19 protein-coding genes are annotated in these 18,070 nt (G+C 46.8%); 12 read left to right on the top strand and 7 right to left on the bottom strand.

Annotation, left to right across the window (positions count from 1 at the left end; genetic code table 11):
• Nucleotides 1-5 precede the first annotated feature (5 nt).
• From VLX91_08120 to VLX91_08150, 7 genes are all read left to right on the top strand, one after another.
• The gene (locus VLX91_08120) at nt 6-416 is read left to right on the top strand and encodes a VOC family protein (GenBank protein ID HUI30169.1); all 411 of its coding nucleotides are present in this window, start codon (nt 6-8) and stop codon (nt 414-416) included.
• Nucleotides 417-533: 117 nt separating this feature from the next.
• Nucleotides 534-1,010 (top strand): isoprenylcysteine carboxylmethyltransferase family protein, encoded by a 477-nt coding sequence (locus VLX91_08125; protein ID HUI30170.1) that lies wholly within the window; start codon nt 534-536, stop codon nt 1,008-1,010.
• Between the two features lie 136 nt (nt 1,011-1,146).
• Complete coding sequence (locus VLX91_08130; GenBank protein ID HUI30171.1) at nt 1,147-2,184, top strand: hypothetical protein; 1,038 nt, start codon at nt 1,147-1,149, stop codon at nt 2,182-2,184.
• 24 nt (nt 2,185-2,208) lie between these two features.
• Nucleotides 2,209-2,820, top strand: coding sequence for an isoprenylcysteine carboxylmethyltransferase family protein (locus tag VLX91_08135; protein ID HUI30172.1), 612 nt, complete (start codon nt 2,209-2,211; stop codon nt 2,818-2,820).
• Between the two features lie 78 nt (nt 2,821-2,898).
• Nucleotides 2,899-3,204, top strand: coding sequence for a hypothetical protein (locus tag VLX91_08140; GenBank protein ID HUI30173.1), 306 nt, complete (start codon nt 2,899-2,901; stop codon nt 3,202-3,204).
• Nucleotides 3,205-3,285: 81 nt separating this feature from the next.
• Complete coding sequence (locus tag VLX91_08145; protein ID HUI30174.1) at nt 3,286-3,573, top strand: HU family DNA-binding protein; 288 nt, start codon at nt 3,286-3,288, stop codon at nt 3,571-3,573.
• A gap of 206 nt (nt 3,574-3,779) precedes the next feature.
• Entirely contained in the window at nt 3,780-4,421 is a 642-nt protein-coding gene (locus VLX91_08150; GenBank protein ID HUI30175.1) for an isoprenylcysteine carboxylmethyltransferase family protein, read from the top strand.
• 11 nt (nt 4,422-4,432) lie between these two features.
• Here the strand turns inward: VLX91_08150 and VLX91_08155 are convergent, their stop codons facing one another.
• Nucleotides 4,433-7,873: a T9SS type A sorting domain-containing protein gene (locus VLX91_08155; protein HUI30176.1), complete on the bottom strand. Its 3,441-nt coding sequence runs from the start codon at nt 7,871-7,873 to the stop codon at nt 4,433-4,435.
• Nucleotides 7,874-7,929: 56 nt separating this feature from the next.
• Here VLX91_08155 and VLX91_08160 point away from each other — a divergent pair, with 56 nt between their 5' ends.
• The 5 genes from VLX91_08160 (at nt 7,930) to VLX91_08180 (ending at nt 11,080) form a co-directional block, all read left to right on the top strand.
• Nucleotides 7,930-8,796 carry a DNA alkylation repair protein gene (locus tag VLX91_08160; GenBank protein ID HUI30177.1) on the top strand — a complete coding sequence of 289 codons (867 nt, stop codon included), beginning with the start codon at nt 7,930-7,932 and terminating at the stop codon, nt 8,794-8,796.
• 181 nt (nt 8,797-8,977) lie between these two features.
• On the top strand, nt 8,978-9,508 hold the full coding sequence (locus VLX91_08165) for an SRPBCC family protein (GenBank protein ID HUI30178.1): 531 nt from the start codon (nt 8,978-8,980) through the stop codon (nt 9,506-9,508).
• Nucleotides 9,509-9,887: 379 nt separating this feature from the next.
• On the top strand, nt 9,888-10,256 hold the full coding sequence (locus VLX91_08170) for a hypothetical protein (GenBank protein ID HUI30179.1): 369 nt from the start codon (nt 9,888-9,890) through the stop codon (nt 10,254-10,256).
• A 92-nt stretch (nt 10,257-10,348) separates the two neighbouring features.
• The gene (locus VLX91_08175; GenBank protein ID HUI30180.1) at nt 10,349-10,678 is read left to right on the top strand and encodes a cupin domain-containing protein; all 330 of its coding nucleotides are present in this window, start codon (nt 10,349-10,351) and stop codon (nt 10,676-10,678) included.
• Between the two features lie 87 nt (nt 10,679-10,765).
• Nucleotides 10,766-11,080 (top strand): hypothetical protein, encoded by a 315-nt coding sequence (locus VLX91_08180; protein ID HUI30181.1) that lies wholly within the window; start codon nt 10,766-10,768, stop codon nt 11,078-11,080.
• A 14-nt stretch (nt 11,081-11,094) separates the two neighbouring features.
• Here VLX91_08180 and VLX91_08185 read toward each other — a convergent pair whose 3' ends face one another.
• The 6 genes from VLX91_08185 to VLX91_08210 all read right to left on the bottom strand — a co-directional run bounded on the left by VLX91_08185 (nt 11,095) and on the right by VLX91_08210 (nt 17,997).
• Nucleotides 11,095-12,669 carry a B12-binding domain-containing radical SAM protein gene (locus VLX91_08185; GenBank protein HUI30182.1) on the bottom strand — a complete coding sequence of 525 codons (1,575 nt, stop codon included), beginning with the start codon at nt 12,667-12,669 and terminating at the stop codon, nt 11,095-11,097.
• A 68-nt stretch (nt 12,670-12,737) separates the two neighbouring features.
• Nucleotides 12,738-13,664, bottom strand: coding sequence for a hypothetical protein (locus VLX91_08190; protein HUI30183.1), 927 nt, complete (start codon nt 13,662-13,664; stop codon nt 12,738-12,740).
• 3 nt (nt 13,665-13,667) lie between these two features.
• On the bottom strand, nt 13,668-15,278 hold the full coding sequence (locus VLX91_08195) for an ATP-binding protein (protein ID HUI30184.1): 1,611 nt from the start codon (nt 15,276-15,278) through the stop codon (nt 13,668-13,670).
• Between the two features lie 790 nt (nt 15,279-16,068).
• Entirely contained in the window at nt 16,069-16,491 is a 423-nt protein-coding gene (tnpA, locus tag VLX91_08200; GenBank protein ID HUI30185.1) for an IS200/IS605 family transposase, read from the bottom strand.
• Nucleotides 16,492-16,791: 300 nt separating this feature from the next.
• Nucleotides 16,792-17,058, bottom strand: coding sequence for a hypothetical protein (locus VLX91_08205; GenBank protein HUI30186.1), 267 nt, complete (start codon nt 17,056-17,058; stop codon nt 16,792-16,794).
• Nucleotides 17,059-17,127: 69 nt separating this feature from the next.
• Nucleotides 17,128-17,997 (bottom strand): hypothetical protein, encoded by an 870-nt coding sequence (locus tag VLX91_08210; GenBank protein HUI30187.1) that lies wholly within the window; start codon nt 17,995-17,997, stop codon nt 17,128-17,130.
• Between the last annotated feature and the right edge of the window lie 73 nt (nt 17,998-18,070).

Here is an 18,070-nt window from a genome sequence, read left to right on the forward strand (position 1 = left end):
ACCCCATGCAGCTCAGTCCATATCTTTATTTCAATGGCCAATGCGAAGCGGCATTCAGATTTTACGAGGAATGTCTCGGCGGCAAAATCGTAACGATGAGCACTTACGCAGGGACACCGCTGGAGCGAGAGGTGCCGCCGGATTGGCGCAACAAAATCATTCACGCATCGCTTATGCTAGGCGACAAGCCGTTGTTGGGTTGCGATTCGCCTCCGGATCGCTACGTCAAGCCTGTGGGTTTCTCCGTGACACTCGGTGTCGAGAACCTGGCCGATGCAGAACGTGTCTTTAACAAACTTGCCGAACACGGAAAGGTCAGCATGCCTCTTCAGAAGACATACTGGACAAAGAGTTTTGGAATGTTGGTCGACCGATTCGGCATACCATGGATGATCAATTGCGAGCAAGCGGCATGAGAGGATTGATTCTTCGTTAACCTCTGTTTATGTTTTGACGAAGCACAAGTCGATATGTCAGGAAGGAATATTATCAAGCCATCAGGGATTTTTATCCCGAATTACCCGGAGGTCAGCATGTTTGTTATAATCCGCACGATAATCTATGCGTCCCTCTTCATTGCCCTTGCGCTCATCTATGTACCTGCGGCATTTTTGTCGTGGTCGGGGATCAACCGTCCTCTTGCGATTGAAGTGCCGCAGATTATCGGGATGGTTATCGGAACCGCGGGAGCCGCGATTGCTTTGTGGTGCGTATTCACTTTCGCATTTATCGGAAAGGGAACTCCGGCACCGTTTGATCCCCCTCGTCGCCTCGTGATCCGAGGTCCATACCGTTTCGTACGCAATCCCATGTACATTGGAGCGGGAAGCGCGCTTGCTGGCGCTGCACTTTTCTATGAGTCACTGCCGCTTCTGGGATATACAGTTGTTTTCTTCGTGATAACCCATCTCTTCGCGACATGGTACGAGGAACCCACATTACGTAAAACGTTCGGAAAAGAGTATGAAGAATATTGCCGGCGGATCCATCGATGGTTGCCGCGCTTTTGAATCAGCTTCTTCTGTCACAGAGTTCTTGATTTTCACCTGAATGGCACTCATATCGGAAACGCGTCAGTGATCAAATCCGGTCGTTTCTTCGAGCCTCTGTTTATATTTTGGCAAATGCGAGTCCGGATGGCAGTGATTGAAGCATGTTAGAGAATTTAGCCGCAACAATTTATTATCTGTCGGTTATTTGATGAAAGGGACAAAAATGATTCATCCTCATTTTGATGCATTGCGCAGTAGAATTTTCCTTTTCCTTTCGATTTGTATCGCGTTGGGTTATTCTATTCAGTGTTTCGGTCAAGACAAATCAAAATTGATTCTCGGTGTTCTCGAATACTACCATCCCAAGTGGGCAAACGAGTCACCCAACATAATTTCCAAGGAGAACCCAACATATAAGCGCCAGGTACGAATCATGTTCATGAAAGAAGGAAAGATCTGGAAATCGTTTAACCATGATGCCAGTACTCCGGAGGAATTGGCCGGGTCTTTAAAATATTATCCCGATACCGTTAGCTGGTTTGCGGCATTTGATGGAAAACTAGTGTCGGAGTTCAGAAGTTTTAAGCCAGATTCCATCGGCTGGTACAGCGATATCGGTTTGCACATGGCCGATCCGAACGCGAATCTTCCCGTCATTGGCAAGCTGACTAAGGAATTCTCCGGATGGAATTCTGACCCTTCGCTCCGGCCGTTGGTGCTCGTCTCCCAAAACAATACGTCGGATCCTGACGGGTGGAAAGTAATTCACTCGGTGGATCCTTCGATCATCGGGTTGTGTTTCCCGGAGTTTCATAGGATTCAACCCACCGTGGATACAAGCAGTGATGAAGACCGCGTAGACACGGTCGCGTACGAAGACAAAGTCATTATCCTTAACAAAGCGTACAGATCATCCAATGGAGAGTATCTGATTGCACTGAGTATCGATCCTGCGTTTCAGCACGCCTGTGCAGGTTCTTTGGAGGAGTGGCCCGCGTCCTGGTTTTATTTGGATACACGGAAAACGGTGCGCTTCATCGGCAGCGGGATGAGACTCGTGGATGCAGGCGATTATGATAATGACGGAACCTCGGAAGTTCTTTTCTGGGAAAGTGGGTACAATATGGACGGTTATGTCCTCTTTTACAATCATTTTTCCCGGAAGGTGGAATTTTCCTGGGGTTATAATTGAAAAGGATATGATGGGCACACATTCATGACTCAAGGGGCACTCTCCAGGATTCTGCTCGTCGGGTTACTTCTTCTTTTCTTGCTCGTAAGACTCTTCTTCACGATAAAGAAGCGAAGAGAAGGCGGGAGGATAGCGAGAGACGAAGACGCGATCGCCCGCGAGGGAAAATCAAACTTTACCTTCCGTCGGATAATATTTGGACCTGTTCTCACTTTCTTTATTGTTTTATGTTGTTTGAATCCTTCATGGTTAAGATATCTTGAGATTCCGTATTCATCGTTTATAATGTGGTTCGGAGCCGTCATGGCGCTCGCCGGCATCGCGCTCCTTGCGTGGACTCATTTATGCCTCGGGAAAGAATGGTCGGTAAACCTGCAACTAAGAGACGATCATCGGTTGATTCGATCAGGCCCTTATTCAGAAGTCCGCCACCCGATGTACACGGCATTGTTTTTCATTTACATCGGCCTGGGACTAATCTCGAATGACTACGTGGCATTCATACTCATATTGATGGCAGTAATCAGCCTCCTTCTTAGAATACCCAGAGAAGAGGACATGATGATCGAGAAATTCGGCGAGGAATACAGAACTTACATTAAGAAGACAGGAAAGTTCTTCCCAAAACTCGGCTGAGCTCGGTAAATTTTAGAAGTGAGCAATTGGTATAAAAGGACGATAAATTCGTTTTAAGAATTATCTAAGGAGAAATTTATGAAATGGTATCATTACATCGCCTGTATATTTGCCGGTATCTTCCTGACAAATTTTGTCCCGCATTTTATACACGGTGTATCGGGTGACAGTTTCCCAAGCCCGTTTTCAAATCCGCCCGGTAAAGGACTTTCAACTCCTTTTGTGAATGTTCTATGGGCGATGGCCAACCTGGCCATCGGATATGTCCTTTTTAGAACGGGTAAAGTCTCGCACACAAATAAGTGGAGCCTGCTCGCCTTCTTTGTCGGAGTCGTTTACATGAGCATTTCGTTGAGCTTCGCGTTTGTCGGTAAGATGCACTGAGGATGTGATAGTGGTTGAATCATTGTTCCATTTTTATGATATTATTCGTCAAACTCACAAAATTAAATTGAAGGAGTAGATATGGGAAAGGCGATGTCAAAATCGCAAGTGGCAGATTATTTTGCCAAAAAATTCGAGCTGAAGAAAAAAGTTGCCGCCTCAATTCTAGAAGAACTTGCAGATCTGGCTTACCGCGAAGCCAAAAACTCGTTTACGCTTCCGGGAATCGGGAAGCTTGTGCTCGTAAACAGGAAAGCTCGTCTCGGAAGAAATCCCGCGACGGGAGAGCAAATTCAAATTCCTGCCAAGACAGTCGTTAAGTTTCGAGTGGCGAAAGCCTGCAAGGACGCAGTGCTGGGCAAGAAATAAGAATCCATCCTCAACGGAGCCGATCAGATTTCACATCGTGTGAAGCTCGGCTTCCCGTACATCCTATTCGGGAAAATTATATCCCACCAGGCCATGGCACTTGGTGGGAATTTTTTTAAACCCTTTGGCCCTTTCGGGGACGATGCGTATGTCAAGACAGGTGAAAGAACAGTGCGTTAATAACTTCAAAACATAAAATAGGAGCTATGAGTCAGAGGGCACTTTCCAGTATTCTATTATTCACTTTATCACTTCTCTTCCTACTCGTCAGACTTCACTTCACGATAAAGAGGCGCCGGGAATTCGGGAAGACTCGGCGAGACGAAAACTCGATCGCGCGCGAGGGGAAGGCTGACTTCACTTTCCCCCGAATATTAATTGGGCCGGTTATACCGACATTTATTCTTATATGTGCCATAAATCCGTCGTGGATGCGATGCATTCAATTTCCACATCCCGTCTGGGGAATGGGGATCGGGACCGTCATGACACTGGGCGGCATCGCGTTCCTCGCCTGGACTCACGCATGTCTCGGGAAAGAATGGTCGGTGAGCCTGCAACTGCGGGACGACCACCGCTTAATTCAATCGGGTCCGTATGCAAGAGTCCGCCATCCGATGTACACATCCCTCTTTGCTATTTACATCGGTCTTGCACTCGTCTCGAACAACTACGGAATAATGCTCCTCGTAATTATGGTCGTGATCAGCCTCCTTCTGAGAGTACCTAAGGAAGAAGACAGGATGATCGAGAAGTTCGGGGACGAATGCAGAGATTATATTCTGAAGACGGGAAGGTTTTTCCCGAGGCTTCCGGACGTCAGCCTTGAGAAGCTGAACGACATTTGAATATTTCCAGGCTACTTCAATAAAACTAATTTTTTTGTCCGAAGAAAAGTCCCGGCATTCAATGTGTAAAAATATACGCCGCTCGAAAATCTGGCCCCGTCAAACCTGACTTCATATTTTCCTGGGCCCTCGAATTCATTGACCAGAGTTTCCACTTCTCTTCCAAGGACATCATATACCTTCAAAGTGACGCGGCCGTTCACGGGCAATTGGTAGTCGATAATGGTCGAAGGATTGAACGGATCGGGGTAATTCTGGCTCAATGCATATTCCTTTGGTATCCCCGATAAGTCTATTGCATCGACTCCTGTTCCTGTCGTGAATAACGCAACGATTGAATATGCGCTCGCTCCAATAGTATCTGATGCATTCACACGCCAGTAATAAGTTGTTTTTGCCGTAAGTGGATTGGATAACTTCTTCGATGAGTCTGCTGTAGTAGTGTCGAAAACAATGCCGGAGAAAGCGTTATCGGTTGCCGCTTGAAGACGATACTTCGTCGCATTAGCCGAACGATTCCACTTGAATGTCGTTGCTCTTGGTACACTTGAAATCCCGCCAACAGGCGATGAAAGTACAGGAACGGCCGGGATGGCCATGACGCTGAAAGAATCAAGATTAGAGAATGCACTTGCACCTGCGGCGTTCAACGCCCGTACGTGCCAGTAATACATCGTTCCGGCATTCAATGTCACTGAGTTTGCCGTGTCTCCTGTCCCGGATGTAGAATCGTTGATGGTAGTCGTCGAAAAACCTGGATTGATCGACACCTGCCAATGGTAACCAATCGCTCCCGCGGTTTGATTAATCCTTAGTGTTAAATTCGGAAGTTGATTTACTGCACCATGCGCAGGCGATACAAGTATGGGCTTCTGTGGAATTGATAGTCCCGATATTATGGATGCCGTGTTAAACCAGATGGCATTCGCGGAGGCGGTTGTATCAAATCCATTTGAGGCATAACCTGTCAGAACATATCGATTCGATGGCTGGATGGTACCAACAGAAAATGAAGTGGAACTGTTAGTAGTTTTGAAAGTCGTATCCACGGCGGGACCGAATAAGTGCATGATGTATGTCAACGTTTTCCCCTGCGGATCGCTGGCATTTGACCAACTAGCAGTGATATTTTGGTAATAGCTTCTCAAACTGTCGCTTGGGCCCGGAGAAAAGTTGAATGTTGTCGGGTTGTCGGTCGTGTCGGTGTTCGCCGATTCGCCGTAAAGAATCCCTCGCCCCTCAGATGAAATATAGCATCTCCCATAGACTCTCGGATCGCCGGTCACATAAAGTAGATAGCCGAATTGGTGTCCGTCATCGTTTATCCGTGTCCACGTCGCTCCGGAATTGTCAGAACGGAAAATGCCGAGTATTCCGTTTACGATGCCCCACAAGTAAAGTGCGGGATACCCGCCCGGAGTCGAAGCCTTGCCGACTCCTAGCAGCCAAGCCGTCCCTACGCTGCTTACTTTCGATGCAGAAGATCCGGAATTCAATGAATGATAGAGGCCGTTACTTCCGGTGCAAATCCACAAGTCCCCTTCATGGCCCGGTACGGTGGTCAAACGTTCATCCTCTGATTGATAGAACGGTACCGTTGGTAAACCTCCGGCACCTTTTAAAAATGTTTTCCCTCCGTCTGTTGAAATCCAGATTTGTCCTGACGAAATGGCATCGAGGATGTAAAACTTCTTTGGGTTTACCGGGTCAGCCTTGGGCTGCACGGAATCCGGTACCCCACCGCCGCAGCTTGTCCAGGTCTTCCCATCGTCAGCAGAATATGATGCCGATGCACCTGCCGGCGACCATACGATCGTACTTCCGTCCGCGGAAATACAAATCGACAATTGTCCCCAGCTGGCTCCGGCGACTGCCCCGGCCGGATACCCCGTGAAGTCGTTCCACGTTGTACCCCCATCCGTGGAATAGGCACCGTAAGGCGCGGGGTTATACGCGCCGACAAACCCGGGGAGATATGCTTTGACTAGTTTCGATGGAACGTTCCCTGCAGAGGCAATTGAAAATTCAGTATTCTTAGGAGGATTCCATCTCCCCTGTGGTGGGGATACGTCAAGATTATCATGCCTGAATCCGTCGATATCCTCCATTACCGAGAGCAAGTTTGTGAATTGAGGACTTACTATCTGAAATACAACTGTCTCTTCCAAATTTTCATCTTTGAAATACCAGGTCGGCGTCGAAGCAAAAATGTTATCGCACGCCCAGACCCCCGGTGCACCCGCAAGCATGACTTTGCTTGAATCGAATGGATCCATCGAAACGCACGCGAGCCAGGACGGATTACCGCCTATGTAGTTCGAAACATAAGGTGCATAGCTGTAATCCAAATTCGCATTACCAAGTTTGCCAACCCAGGTTGATCCGCCGTCGGTTGAAAGATAGACTTCGTCCTTTGGATACCAGCGATCGAGCGTGCTGACAATTATGTAATTCGGATTTTTCGGATACAACGATATACCGCTGTAACCGCCTTGAGCCGGCGGCGCCGGAGTTGGAGTTATGTTTGTCCACGAACCATTGCCGATATTGTATTTCCAGACCGATCCCGCCGTCGCATTATCAGGACCCTGGTAATTTGCAAACGTCATATAAAGAAGGCTGCCCGAGATGGCAGCTCTTATTGCCATGGCGCCGTGCGGCTGTCCCACGACGACAGTCCATGAACTTCCCCCGTCAGTGCTCACATACAGACTCTTCCCGCTTGTATCGGCAGCGCTGACAAATATTTTCTTCGTCGGATTTCCAGGCGACGAGCTCGAAGGATCAAGAAGGACAAAATTCACATTTGTGGGAGTGAATGAAGAAAGGCTCGACCACGTTGCGCCGAAATTGGTTGACTTCCAAAGCCCTGCTTGAGACGGGCTTGTCAGTGAATTGGAAGATGTTCCCATGAAGAGTATCGAGTCATCGTTCGGGTCGACCTGCAGACGTTCACCGCAGCCGCGTCCGTCTTCGTTAGCGCCGATCTTGAACGGAAGAGAAATGATTTTCCAGGTATTTCCTCTGTCCGTGGAAGATAATAGCGCTCCATTTCCTACCCACGATTGTGTGAATTGGCCGGTTTCTAAGTAGACGCGATTCGTGTCCTTTGAATCAAGAGCAAGTGATAACACCCCTGCGGTGGTATTATCCTTTGCGTCAAAGTAAGTGGATAATGCGTAATTGTAACTGTTCCTGTTAATCAAATCGGTCAATGGAGTCCATCGATTTGCGGAATTATCCCAGCGGTATGCGCCGCCGATGTCGGTGCGGGCGTATGCGAGCCCGCGTGCGGCCGGATGATAAATTATTCCAGGCACAAATCCTCCGCCGCCGGCCATTACACTCTTCCAGGTGTACGGGCTCTGGGCAAGAGTATTCCCGGAAAACGAAAACGCAATAAAAATAAAGAAACCTATCCACGATTTCTTTGGCGTGATGATTTTACACATGATCTCTCCTGTGTTTTCAGCCGCTGACATTCTTCGAGAATAATGTAGTTCTTCGTTTGGGGATTATCAAGATTCAGGACTACAGGAGAAGAAAGGATGACAGGTTTGTTTCTCGGGGAACCTCAGCTTATATTTTCTCGAGGCTGAAAACAAGATGGTACATAACAATTTCACCGCCGACTTTTCCGCTTCTTGTTGGCGGAAATATTTTGCGGATTTATAGCGTGCCAATCATAGTCAGACCGCACCACAATATCGTCATGAAGAAGCTCGTTGAAGTAATACGCCGCTCCCTTGCTGCCATGCCCCGAAAGGATGCCCCGTCATTTCGCCTGGTCCGGCGCGAGTGGTCTAAGCGGCTGAAGGATTCTCCGGGTGCGTCTGTTATTGCGCTGGCAAAACAGCTGGTGCCGCTGGGATTCTGGGAGCGCCTCTTCGCCTATGAGACCATCGTTCATCACCGGGCAGCCTTCGAAGCTCTGACCAAAAAGGGTGTCATTTCCCTCGGGAGAGGTATTCACAGCTGGGGAGAAGCCGACTCCTTCGCCGTTTACATCGCCGGCCCAGCCTGGCGGGAGCGAAACATCTCAGACCGGGTTGTCCAATCCTGGGCCCGCTCTACCGATCGATGGTGGAGACGGGCTGCGTTAGTGAGCACCGTTCCGCTCAACAATCGCGCTCGCGGCGGGCACGGAGACGCGGGTCGTACGCTAAGGATCTGTCGAATGCTCGTCCGCGACCGTGACGATATGGTAGTCAAAGCACTTTCCTGGGCACTCAGGGAATTGAGCAAACGGGACCCGGCGGCAGTCAGGACATTCGTGGAACGGTATGATCAGCAGCTCGCGCCGCGCGCCAGGCGGGAAGTCGCCAACAAGCTGCGGACCGGCCTCAAGAATCCTCGTCGTGCCTCAAGCTCTTAGTACATGCGGCCTGACAAGCGGCTGGAGCTGACAGGCGATTCCTCCGTGAAAAGAACGCACTCGGTTTGTTTCTTCGGGAACCTTCAGATATGTTCGTCCTGTTTGAAGTAAGATGGCACATGTATATCGACTCGCCGGACAGATGCCAGATCACTCAAACCCAAATAAAAGGAGGCAATTCATGAACAGCAAATTATCCAGGATCACCGGTTTTATTACCACAGTGTTATTGCTGCAATTATCTGCTCTTGCTCAGGATAAACAGGACACGATGAGTGCACATCCAAATACGGCTGTTTCTCCCAAATCAGCCGCCATCCATATGGAAGTCGACTTCAGCGCAGGTCCTGAGCGGCTATACGAAGCTTTACTCGACTCGAAACAATTCTCTGAGTTCACGGCGCAGTCGAAGATGTTTTCTGCAAAGTCAGCCACGATCGATAGCACCGAGGGTGGTGCTTTCTCTTTGTTCGACGGACGCATTACCGGCAGAAACGTGGAATTGATACCGAATAAACTAATCGTTCAGGCCTGGCGCGTCGCGAATTGGCCCGAAGGTGTGTATTCGATAGTGAAGTTTGAATTCAAACCGCAGGGGTCCGGAACGCATCTGGTGTTTGACCACACGGGTTTTCCGGAGGAAATGCACGACCACCTGCTGGCCGGATGGCAGAGCAACTATTGGGATCCCCTGGCGAAGTACCTTCACTAGGACTCTGGAACTCAGGCGACAGGACATTCGATCCCCGGTTTGCACCGTCTGTAATCCAGACTGATTCCTTAGAATGACATAATGACCTTCCCAAAAGATGCTATGTTTTCATCTGCGGGAACATCCGCAAACCTAATCTCCCCCTTTTCCTTGACATTCGCCTTGAGGCTCCATACCTTATCCTATCTTCTTCTTTTCGACAGCGCTTTAGGGATCTCTATATATATTCTATCGGGATGCGAAAAAAGATGGCACACAACTTTCTTCATTACTGTCCGCGCGATGCTTATTTGCAGGAATGTTGTCCGGACGGGTGGAGTGAGAATTACGGCAGTGCGGTGAGAAATCGCCCGGACTCAAGAGAAGGGGGCGATTACCAATGCCGGTAAAATATCGGTTCGATGCCAATATAACCGTAATAGAAATGACCGGTGAATATTCGATGGACGAACTTCGCACGGCCTTTCTCGACTCTCTTGCCGACAATGATCGTCCCGCAGACTCTTTCCTGCTGATTAATCTGACGGAATCTTTGAGCTTTAAAAATAGGCCCTCGAATGATATCAAAGCCATGGCAAGCTTTGTTGCATCCCTGGGCAAACGTTTCAACAATCGCATCGCCCTGGTTGCTCCGGACGATTTGCGGTACGGCTTGATTCGCATGGGTTCATCCGCAGTCGACCAGGGAGGAATTGATTCGCGGGTATTTCGTGATTTCACAAAAGCCAGAAACTGGCTGCTTTCATAGAGTTCTACCGGTTTGCGGAAGAAATTGGCACAGGGGAAAGATAGCAAGGAGATAATTTTAGAAATGAGATGCATCAAAGGAGTGAAAGAATGATGGATGAGAAGAAACCTTTTGGCTCGCAGGCAATAAAGACAGCCGGTTCAGTTGAATACTCAGAAGATTCGGTTGTCAGCAAACAATTGATCAAGCGGGGAGGAGGCACGATTTCCCTTTTTGCTTTCGACAAAGGCCAATCGTTAAGCGAGCATACTGCTCCTTTCGATGCCTTTGTTGAAGTCCTCGATGGTGAAGCGGAATTTGTTGTCGGAGGGAAAAATGTCAAAGTCGGCACGGGGGAATTTATAATTCTTCCCGCCAATGTCCCTCACTCGGCGACCGCGGCGCAGCGTTTCAAGATGCTGCTGGTGATGATCAGAGAATGAAATCAACCCCTTGCAAGGGTTGGCAAGTTTGTTTCTTCGAGAACCGCCCCATATATTCCTTCGTGGCACAAAACAAGAGGAGACATTATGGCGACATCAGTTGAAATTGGTACCGCGGGTGAATCTGCCGCAATTACTGAACTTAAATCACAAAATGTGATTATTACTAAATGGGATACAAAAGCTCCGGGTTCAACGGACATCGAAGCTACAAAAGACGGGAAGAAAATTCTTGTTCAGGTGAAGTCCGCAGTTTCACCAGAGGAGCCAGCTGCCTTATCTGCGGATGAAGAACGAAATATTAAATCACGTGCGACAAGAATCGGAGGAATTGCGTTTGAAGCAAAAGTTAGCTTGGACAAATCGCTTCGAGCGACGAATATTTCTTGGAGAAAGTTGTAGTAGTAAAACGCTCATTATTTTGAAGGAATAGCTTGCCCAGGTTCGTCATGATTGATTACTCTAATTGGCGGGGCCTCTTTTTCAGGAATCCAACCTTTGTACAGATTAACCATGTTTTCAAAACCATTTCTTATATTGGAGCGGAAGGCTTCATTAACTAATGAATGCCCATACAACTGAAAAGACTCTGATCGGTAATGCGCGTTCAGCATGAACATCATTCGCTGTAAATCCACGTAGTCACTTATCGAGCCTTCATTCATGTGGATAAAGGGATACAACTTTCCATTCAGATATTGCAATTTTTTATCCCAGCCTCTTTCCTTAAAATAAGGTAAGTGATTTTGATATAATGTTGTTGAAGGCACCGGGCTATACAGCATTGGGATTATTGATCCCACCATTTCTGAAACGAACATCGCAGTCTTTACTACGTTGTCAATCTTTTCGCCTGGTAATCCGTACAGGACAAACGAATTCACGTCAAGATTTCGCAGTGTAAATCCCGCTTTTTGTACCATCTTTACTGCTTTTACATAATGCTCTAACTTGACGTGTCTTCTATTAAGAATTTTCAGATATCCGTCATCGATACTCTCAACCGGAAGATATATTTTCTGGAAATTCGATTCTTTTAAAAGATCACATAGGTGCTGTGAGCTACTTAAGAATTTTGTATCGAGTCCTTCAGGTGCGTACAATCTAAACGGAAGTTTTTCTGAAATAATCCGCTCAAGAACTCTTGTTAGATTATTGCCAAAGTCCCAAAGCAGGAAATCAGCATAAAACGCAAAGTCGCGGATACCATATTCATCATATTTATGTGACATCTCTGCAACAATATCTTTAGGGTCTCTAAATCGAACTGCGCGGTTTCCAGCGTTTATTTTTAGTTGGGCACAGTAGGAGCAATTAAATGGACAGCCACGACTTGGTGTGACTATCCCATAGGTTTGCGGCTTTTCATAAAATGAAATATCGGGCCATAAGTCATTTGCCTCTTCAACTTCTCCATCGACGATAATATCGGCTTTCGTCATTCTAGCAGCATGTTCTGGTGCAATTGAAGGATAGATACCACCAAGAATAATCTTTGGTCTATCTCCAAACCGATTTTTTAAGCGAATCGTCAAATCTCTAACTGCTTCCCACCAGTAAGACATTACAGCAGATATATATATTTCCGTTGGAGGATGTCTTTTATCGAATCCCTTTTCGTTCAACCACATTTCAAGTTCTTCCCAGGATTTTCCGAAATGCCGCCATAGTAACTTTAAAGTCTCTCCATTTTTCGTTATTTTTACTGGTTCAGTCTTTATTGGTCGTCCCTGTTCAGAATACCTGTCGTTAGGATTTATTCTATAGTTGGCAACTTTCCTATCCTCGCCTGTTTCGAGAAAATCAAATAGTTCAATCCGCTTATATTGGTATTTCTTTAATAACGCTGCGATGCGTAAAAGGCCATATGGTTGAGACCACTCTGCCCAATACTGAGTATCGTATAGTGGTGGACTAATAAGTAGGGCTGTTTTCCTTTTTGGGAATCCTTGAAGGCTGCTGATTGAGAAACCTCTCACAATTTTTCCCATAGTCATCTCACATGATAGTTAGATTAATGAAAACATTTTATGCAAATCTCAAAAATCGATTAAACGATTTAAAGATTCGGGTTGTTCCTTCCTGTATCAATATTCTCTATCGGGGCAATTGGGCTCAGAACAATAGCCCCTCGCTGCACTTTATAAGAAATAGATCTCAAAAAATCGCTGGCACTCTGTGGCTCCTCAGGCAGAGCCGAACCGTCAGAATTGAAGGAGCACAAGATTGCGAAGTGAAGCATGGAAGATTTTTTAGTTTTGCCAGTATAACGAACAAGTGGATAGAAATAAGACGTAATGCTATGGCCTTTGAAATAAGTGCGCAGAGTATGAAATACAAAGGACTTTGTCAGCAATGTATGTTGCTGTGTATGCTCTCCAGATAAACGGGGAAATCTCTTTGCGGCGTTATTGAATTCTTTTATCTGTTGAGGAATATCACGGTGCCGCATAAAGTTGTTCAATTCGGATGTATGAATTTGATCCTTGATAGTTAATAATAGAATGAATCTTTTGGTGGGTAGCATCTGTGAAACCTGATGCTGGAAGTTAAGGACAAACTGCAGTGCTTCAAATCGGAGGCACTTTGCTCTACCGTCAGCAGCCAAGATCTTGCTTGTTATTTGATCATTAAAATCAAGGTTGTATAAGGTAATTAGCTCATCTTGTTCGTATTTTACGCCGCGAAGATCAATCCGTTGAATGAGGATGTTTTCAAAATACCCACAATAAATAGTAGAGCGGATACCTGTCAGAGTCAATCTTTTAGCAAGTTCCACAATGGTTTCATCATTGATTTCACTCTCAAAGGCGAACACACGTTTTATAAAGTCTTTCCATAGTAATATATCTATCGCAAGCTTACCTGGCATCCCGGAATAGAAATAAAGAGAATTCCAGTGTCTTCTATAATGGCTCAATATTGGAGTATCCCATTTTTCTCGGATGACCCTTTTCCCTGGAGAGTCCCCAAACTGCGCACTCAAGATTTATTCTTCCTCCAACGTGTCGATCAAATTTCTTAGCTCTATTTGATAACGCTTCTTGGAAAGAAGGTGATGCAGCAGTTGATCGATGTAGACGATAGCATCTCTTAGAGGGGCTGATGTCAATAACTCTTTTTGGTCGAACAATTCAATAAGGCTCTTGGGTTCTTCATTTGCGTATTCTAGTTCGTTTTCATCCGCTTTCAATTTTGTGCTTTTGAGAATATCAACCAGAAGATCATTGGAGCCTTTGGTGGACCTATTCTTTATAGTTAGAAGATCGTGGATGGTCTTTTCTGCTTTGTGAACAAGCTTGGTCGTCTTAGCATAGAGTTTACCATCATATCTATGCATCATTTTCTGATGTGTGGAGAGCTGTTTTTTAAAGTCGCGTAACTGCACGTTAAATGAAAGAAGAGCTGAGATATCTCTACTTGATTCGAGTAGTTTGTCATTTATTTCCGAGACAACTGGCGCCATGTCAGCCAACAACTCGCGAGCTTTTAGTCTCTGTTGGATATTTTCCGCCCACGAGGTCATTTCCTGAACAAGATCTGTCAATGCCAGGATAAACTCTGCTCTCGCTTCATTGTGTTCAAAGTCAGAGCGAGCTGCATTTGGAATAAGATTTCTATTCTGAACTATCAGTTCACCGGTAATTCTCCGGTTAAAAACGACTCTTGTGAAGTACGTCTCAAGGTATTCACGACCCGCGATAGAAAAGCCGAATTTTTTTATGAGTATACCTCTCATTTCATCTTGCTTCAAAGCCTTCCGATCATCATTATGACAAACCCAACAGAATCCGAATTTCTTTACGGAATTTCTTCTCTTTACCTCAAAGAATTTCGGTTTTTCACCTTTTCCATGTTCAAAAATAGAATCTTCGTAGGGTTTGTAAATGTAGTCGTCGTGATCAGGCGAGGTTAGTTTCAATTTGATTGATCGATAATCATTTCTGCGAAGTTTCTCATCGATAATTGTTGAATAGCTGAACCTTTCGCTGAATGGTAACGGTATTACATTTTGAAGATATTCAATTACCTCAGCAGTATCGATTATTCTTTTTTGAAATTCAGGCCTAATCCCATTTAATATGACAACAGTGCCGTGGGTTGTGATAACATGTTCCTCATCGACTTTTGTGACCACAGTTTCCTTTAAAAGTTTTTCTAAATAGAATTTTTTCTTATGCCCGAGTTTCTTTCGTTTTTCATCTTGCTCCAATCGAGTTCGCATTCCATCAAAATTGAATCTTACCAGATATCCTTCCGATGATTCAATTACCTTAGTGTATATTTCAAGTTCGCTGCAAAGTTCAAAACTACTATAAATCCCAATTCCCCTAAAGCCGATATCATGGGTATGTTTTTTCTCGGAAATTCCGAGACGCACCGAATTTCTCGCAGTACTCTCATTCATGCCTGTACCATCGTCACGGATCATTATTAAGTCACGAGAAAGTGTTACGTGAACCTCACTCGAACCTGCGTCAATTGAATTCTGGATATACTCTCTGAGCGCGTCAAGAGGGTCTTTGTATAATCCTCGTGTGATAATTGGCAGTAATTCCCCACCAATATCATTAGCTGTGATACTTTTTATTGGGCTCATAAGGGAATCCTGTCTCTTCCTACTTCATAATCTTCGGTCATTCGCGCGCTCTCATTTACGTAAAAATTAACCATTTTGATACCAGTGTCAAAGGAGTTAGCCTGCACTCGGCTAAATCGCTTGATCTTTCCTGCCTTTTTGCCCGAAAGGTCCAGTTCTAGTATTCCATCTTGAGGATTAATCAATCAGCGCGACTAAAAGCATTTCAAGTCCATTGCCTAAATATACCTACCCATCATGGTTTTTCAAACCCTAGCCCCTTTATTGCGTATTAAACAGGCTGCCTCCCATCCTCCGACAGGAGGCAACCCACTGCCTGCAACTTTTTTAACTGATCTTACTTCTTACTGTCCGGCGGCTTTGGAATACCGCCATTCTTACCACCGTCGTTCTTGCCTTTGTGATGTGCGGCAATGAAATAAATAGCCATCCGTTGAAACGGACGGCTCCTCAGATCTCAAAATCCGCCAACGGCGGATTCGTGCTCCACAAGGCGTCCATTTCCAATGGATGCCGATGGAGAACCGATGGCAACTCTCTCCATCCATCCGTTAAAAACCTGTCCCGACTTTAGGAGGGACGGACGGCTCCTCAAATCTCGAAATCCGCCTCTGGCGGATTCGTGCTCCACAAGGCGTCCATTTCCAATGGATGCCGATAAATTGCCGGCGCCCAACCGCCATCGAATGAATTCGACGGCTCGATAAAACACGAAACCCCTATGGGTTTTGTGCTTGACAAGACGTCCCCCCTTGCGGGATACCGGTGGATTGCCGAAGCCGATGGACAATCATATCTCATATTCCTCAATTGACGAGCCTTCACTATGATGGACTTCTTGGCTTCTGATATATTCACCAATCGATTTGACGGCCGATGGACTAACTGATACCACACCATACCCATCTTGCCAATAGAGACTTCTCAACTTATCTTCCTTCAACGTAACGTGATTTACAAAATGTGCCGATGAACCTTTAAAATTCTTAGCGATATCCGATGGCGAAATCGTCGGGGTGGATTCTACCAGCGCATGGAAATGATCGGCGACTCCATTCGCCTCGATAATTTGAATCCCTAGGTCTTTAGCTTTCGAGCACAGAACCTTGATGATATCTTTCTTGATTGATTTGTCAATTACGGCGAGACGATTCTTCGTCGTCCAAACAAAATGCAAATATATTTTGCTAAAAGACCATTTTCTTTTTTCCATCGAAATTCCTTTCTTTGAATGAATATGCAGATAGCCATCCGTTGAAACGGACGGCTCCTCAAATCTCGAAATCCGCCTCTGGCGGATTCGTGCTCCGCAAGGCGTCCATTTCTAATGGATGCCGATGGACGATTGATGCTGTCGGGAATCGATTGCTCATGTTGAACCATCTTCCTCGCCATCGAATGAATTCGACGGCTCAACAAATCTCCAAATCCGTCTGAGACGGATTCGTGCTCCACGAGGCGTCCATTTCCAATGGATGCCGATGGAGAACCGATGGCAAACTCTCTCCATCCGTCAAAAACCTGTCCCGACGTTAGGAGGGACCGACGGCTCCGCAAATCCCAAAATCCGCCTCTGGCGGATTCGTGCACCGCGAGGCGTCCCGCTTTGCGGGATGCCGATGGATTGCCGAAGCCGAGAGTCTCGCCTTGCGGGATAAACGGTGCCAACCTTCTTCGCCATCCGTTGAAACGGACGGCTCAACAAATCTCCAAATCCGCCTCTGGCGGATTCGTGCACTGCGAGGCGTCCATTTCCAATGGATGCCGATGCTGTGAACATTTGCTCTAATACCCCGCCTCCCGCCATTCGGCGGGAGGCAGAGCATGCCTGCAACTTTTTTAATTGAGTTTACTTCTTACCGTCCGGCGGCTTTGGAATACCGCCATTCTTACCACCGTCGTTCTTGCCTTTATGATGTGCGGCAATGTCTCTTATGACACGCGCCGCCTCATACTCGGCATAGAAGTCGGGATTGGTTTTCTTGAACGACAGCATCAGGTTGTCGATCTGGTGCTCCAGCATGGAGTCGGCCTGCGCGAACATCTGCATCACGGCGTCCCTCCCGCCGGTCTGTCCGGTCTTTGTTGAGTTCCGGTCGCCGAGCGTGCCGTCGTGGCCTGCGATAAGCTGCCGGGCGTTCGCTATGTCCGCATCGGTGACGATGTAGTCGCCGGCGAGATCGGCTTGGTGCTCCTCCACAAGGTCCACTAACCTGGCCGCGAATTTCCCGCGCTCCGCGTCTCTCTTATCGTGGATGACTGTCGCCGGGACGTCGGTCTCTTCCATCAGCTCGACGTCGTTCTTGCCGGCGGCGTAAGCGTGGAGTTTGCCGACTAGCGCTATGACCGCATCGGCCATGTCGCTCTCAGCCTTCCGCTTCGCATCCGTCTTCGGCGAAGTACCGATCCCTATCTCTTCGGACTTCGTCCCTATGTTCGTCACTGTTTGAGTGAACGATGCGACTAACTTCGCAAGGGCCGGCATCGTCGCAACCAGCGCAGTGAATTTGTTCAGCACCTGGATCACGACAAGGTACATCCCCTGCTTGTTGATGTGTTCGTTAGTCATGAATGTCTCCTTTCTACCTCTTGTTCGTTGATTTGATTCCCGCACCAGGACGTCTGAACGAAATCGGGCGCCCTGCTCGGGGTTTGCTTTTGACGTTGCAGGCAAACTTTCTTGAGATCCGATGCCTTTATTTATCTCAAAATGCTGCATCATATTATCCACGACCAACGAGCATCAGCCAGAGGCTGAAGACATCAAAAAGAGTGATCTATATAAAAGCTGC

This window comes from Candidatus Acidiferrales bacterium (assembly GCA_035515795.1).
Classification (GTDB): domain Bacteria; phylum Bacteroidota; class Ignavibacteria; order Kryptoniales; family JAKASW01; genus JAKASW01.

Coding starts and splice junctions, on each gene's coding strand:
- VLX91_08120 (HUI30169.1), top strand. CDS start 6: ATGCAGCTCAGTCCATATCTTTATTTCAATGGCCAATGCGAAGCGGCA.
- VLX91_08125 (HUI30170.1), top strand. CDS start 534: ATGTTTGTTATAATCCGCACGATAATCTATGCGTCCCTCTTCATTGCC.
- VLX91_08135 (HUI30172.1), top strand. CDS start 2,209: ATGACTCAAGGGGCACTCTCCAGGATTCTGCTCGTCGGGTTACTTCTT.
- VLX91_08140 (HUI30173.1), top strand. CDS start 2,899: ATGAAATGGTATCATTACATCGCCTGTATATTTGCCGGTATCTTCCTG.
- VLX91_08145 (HUI30174.1), top strand. CDS start 3,286: ATGGGAAAGGCGATGTCAAAATCGCAAGTGGCAGATTATTTTGCCAAA.
- VLX91_08150 (HUI30175.1), top strand. CDS start 3,780: ATGAGTCAGAGGGCACTTTCCAGTATTCTATTATTCACTTTATCACTT.
- VLX91_08155 (HUI30176.1), bottom strand. CDS start 7,873: ATGTGTAAAATCATCACGCCAAAGAAATCGTGGATAGGTTTCTTTATT.
- VLX91_08165 (HUI30178.1), top strand. CDS start 8,978: ATGAACAGCAAATTATCCAGGATCACCGGTTTTATTACCACAGTGTTA.
- VLX91_08170 (HUI30179.1), top strand. CDS start 9,888: ATGCCGGTAAAATATCGGTTCGATGCCAATATAACCGTAATAGAAATG.
- VLX91_08175 (HUI30180.1), top strand. CDS start 10,349: ATGGATGAGAAGAAACCTTTTGGCTCGCAGGCAATAAAGACAGCCGGT.
- VLX91_08180 (HUI30181.1), top strand. CDS start 10,766: ATGGCGACATCAGTTGAAATTGGTACCGCGGGTGAATCTGCCGCAATT.
- VLX91_08185 (HUI30182.1), bottom strand. CDS start 12,669: ATGGGAAAAATTGTGAGAGGTTTCTCAATCAGCAGCCTTCAAGGATTC.
- VLX91_08195 (HUI30184.1), bottom strand. CDS start 15,278: ATGAGCCCAATAAAAAGTATCACAGCTAATGATATTGGTGGGGAATTA.
- tnpA (HUI30185.1), bottom strand. CDS start 16,491: ATGGAAAAAAGAAAATGGTCTTTTAGCAAAATATATTTGCATTTTGTT.
- VLX91_08205 (HUI30186.1), bottom strand. CDS start 17,058: ATGTTCACAGCATCGGCATCCATTGGAAATGGACGCCTCGCAGTGCAC.
- VLX91_08210 (HUI30187.1), bottom strand. CDS start 17,997: ATGCAGCATTTTGAGATAAATAAAGGCATCGGATCTCAAGAAAGTTTG.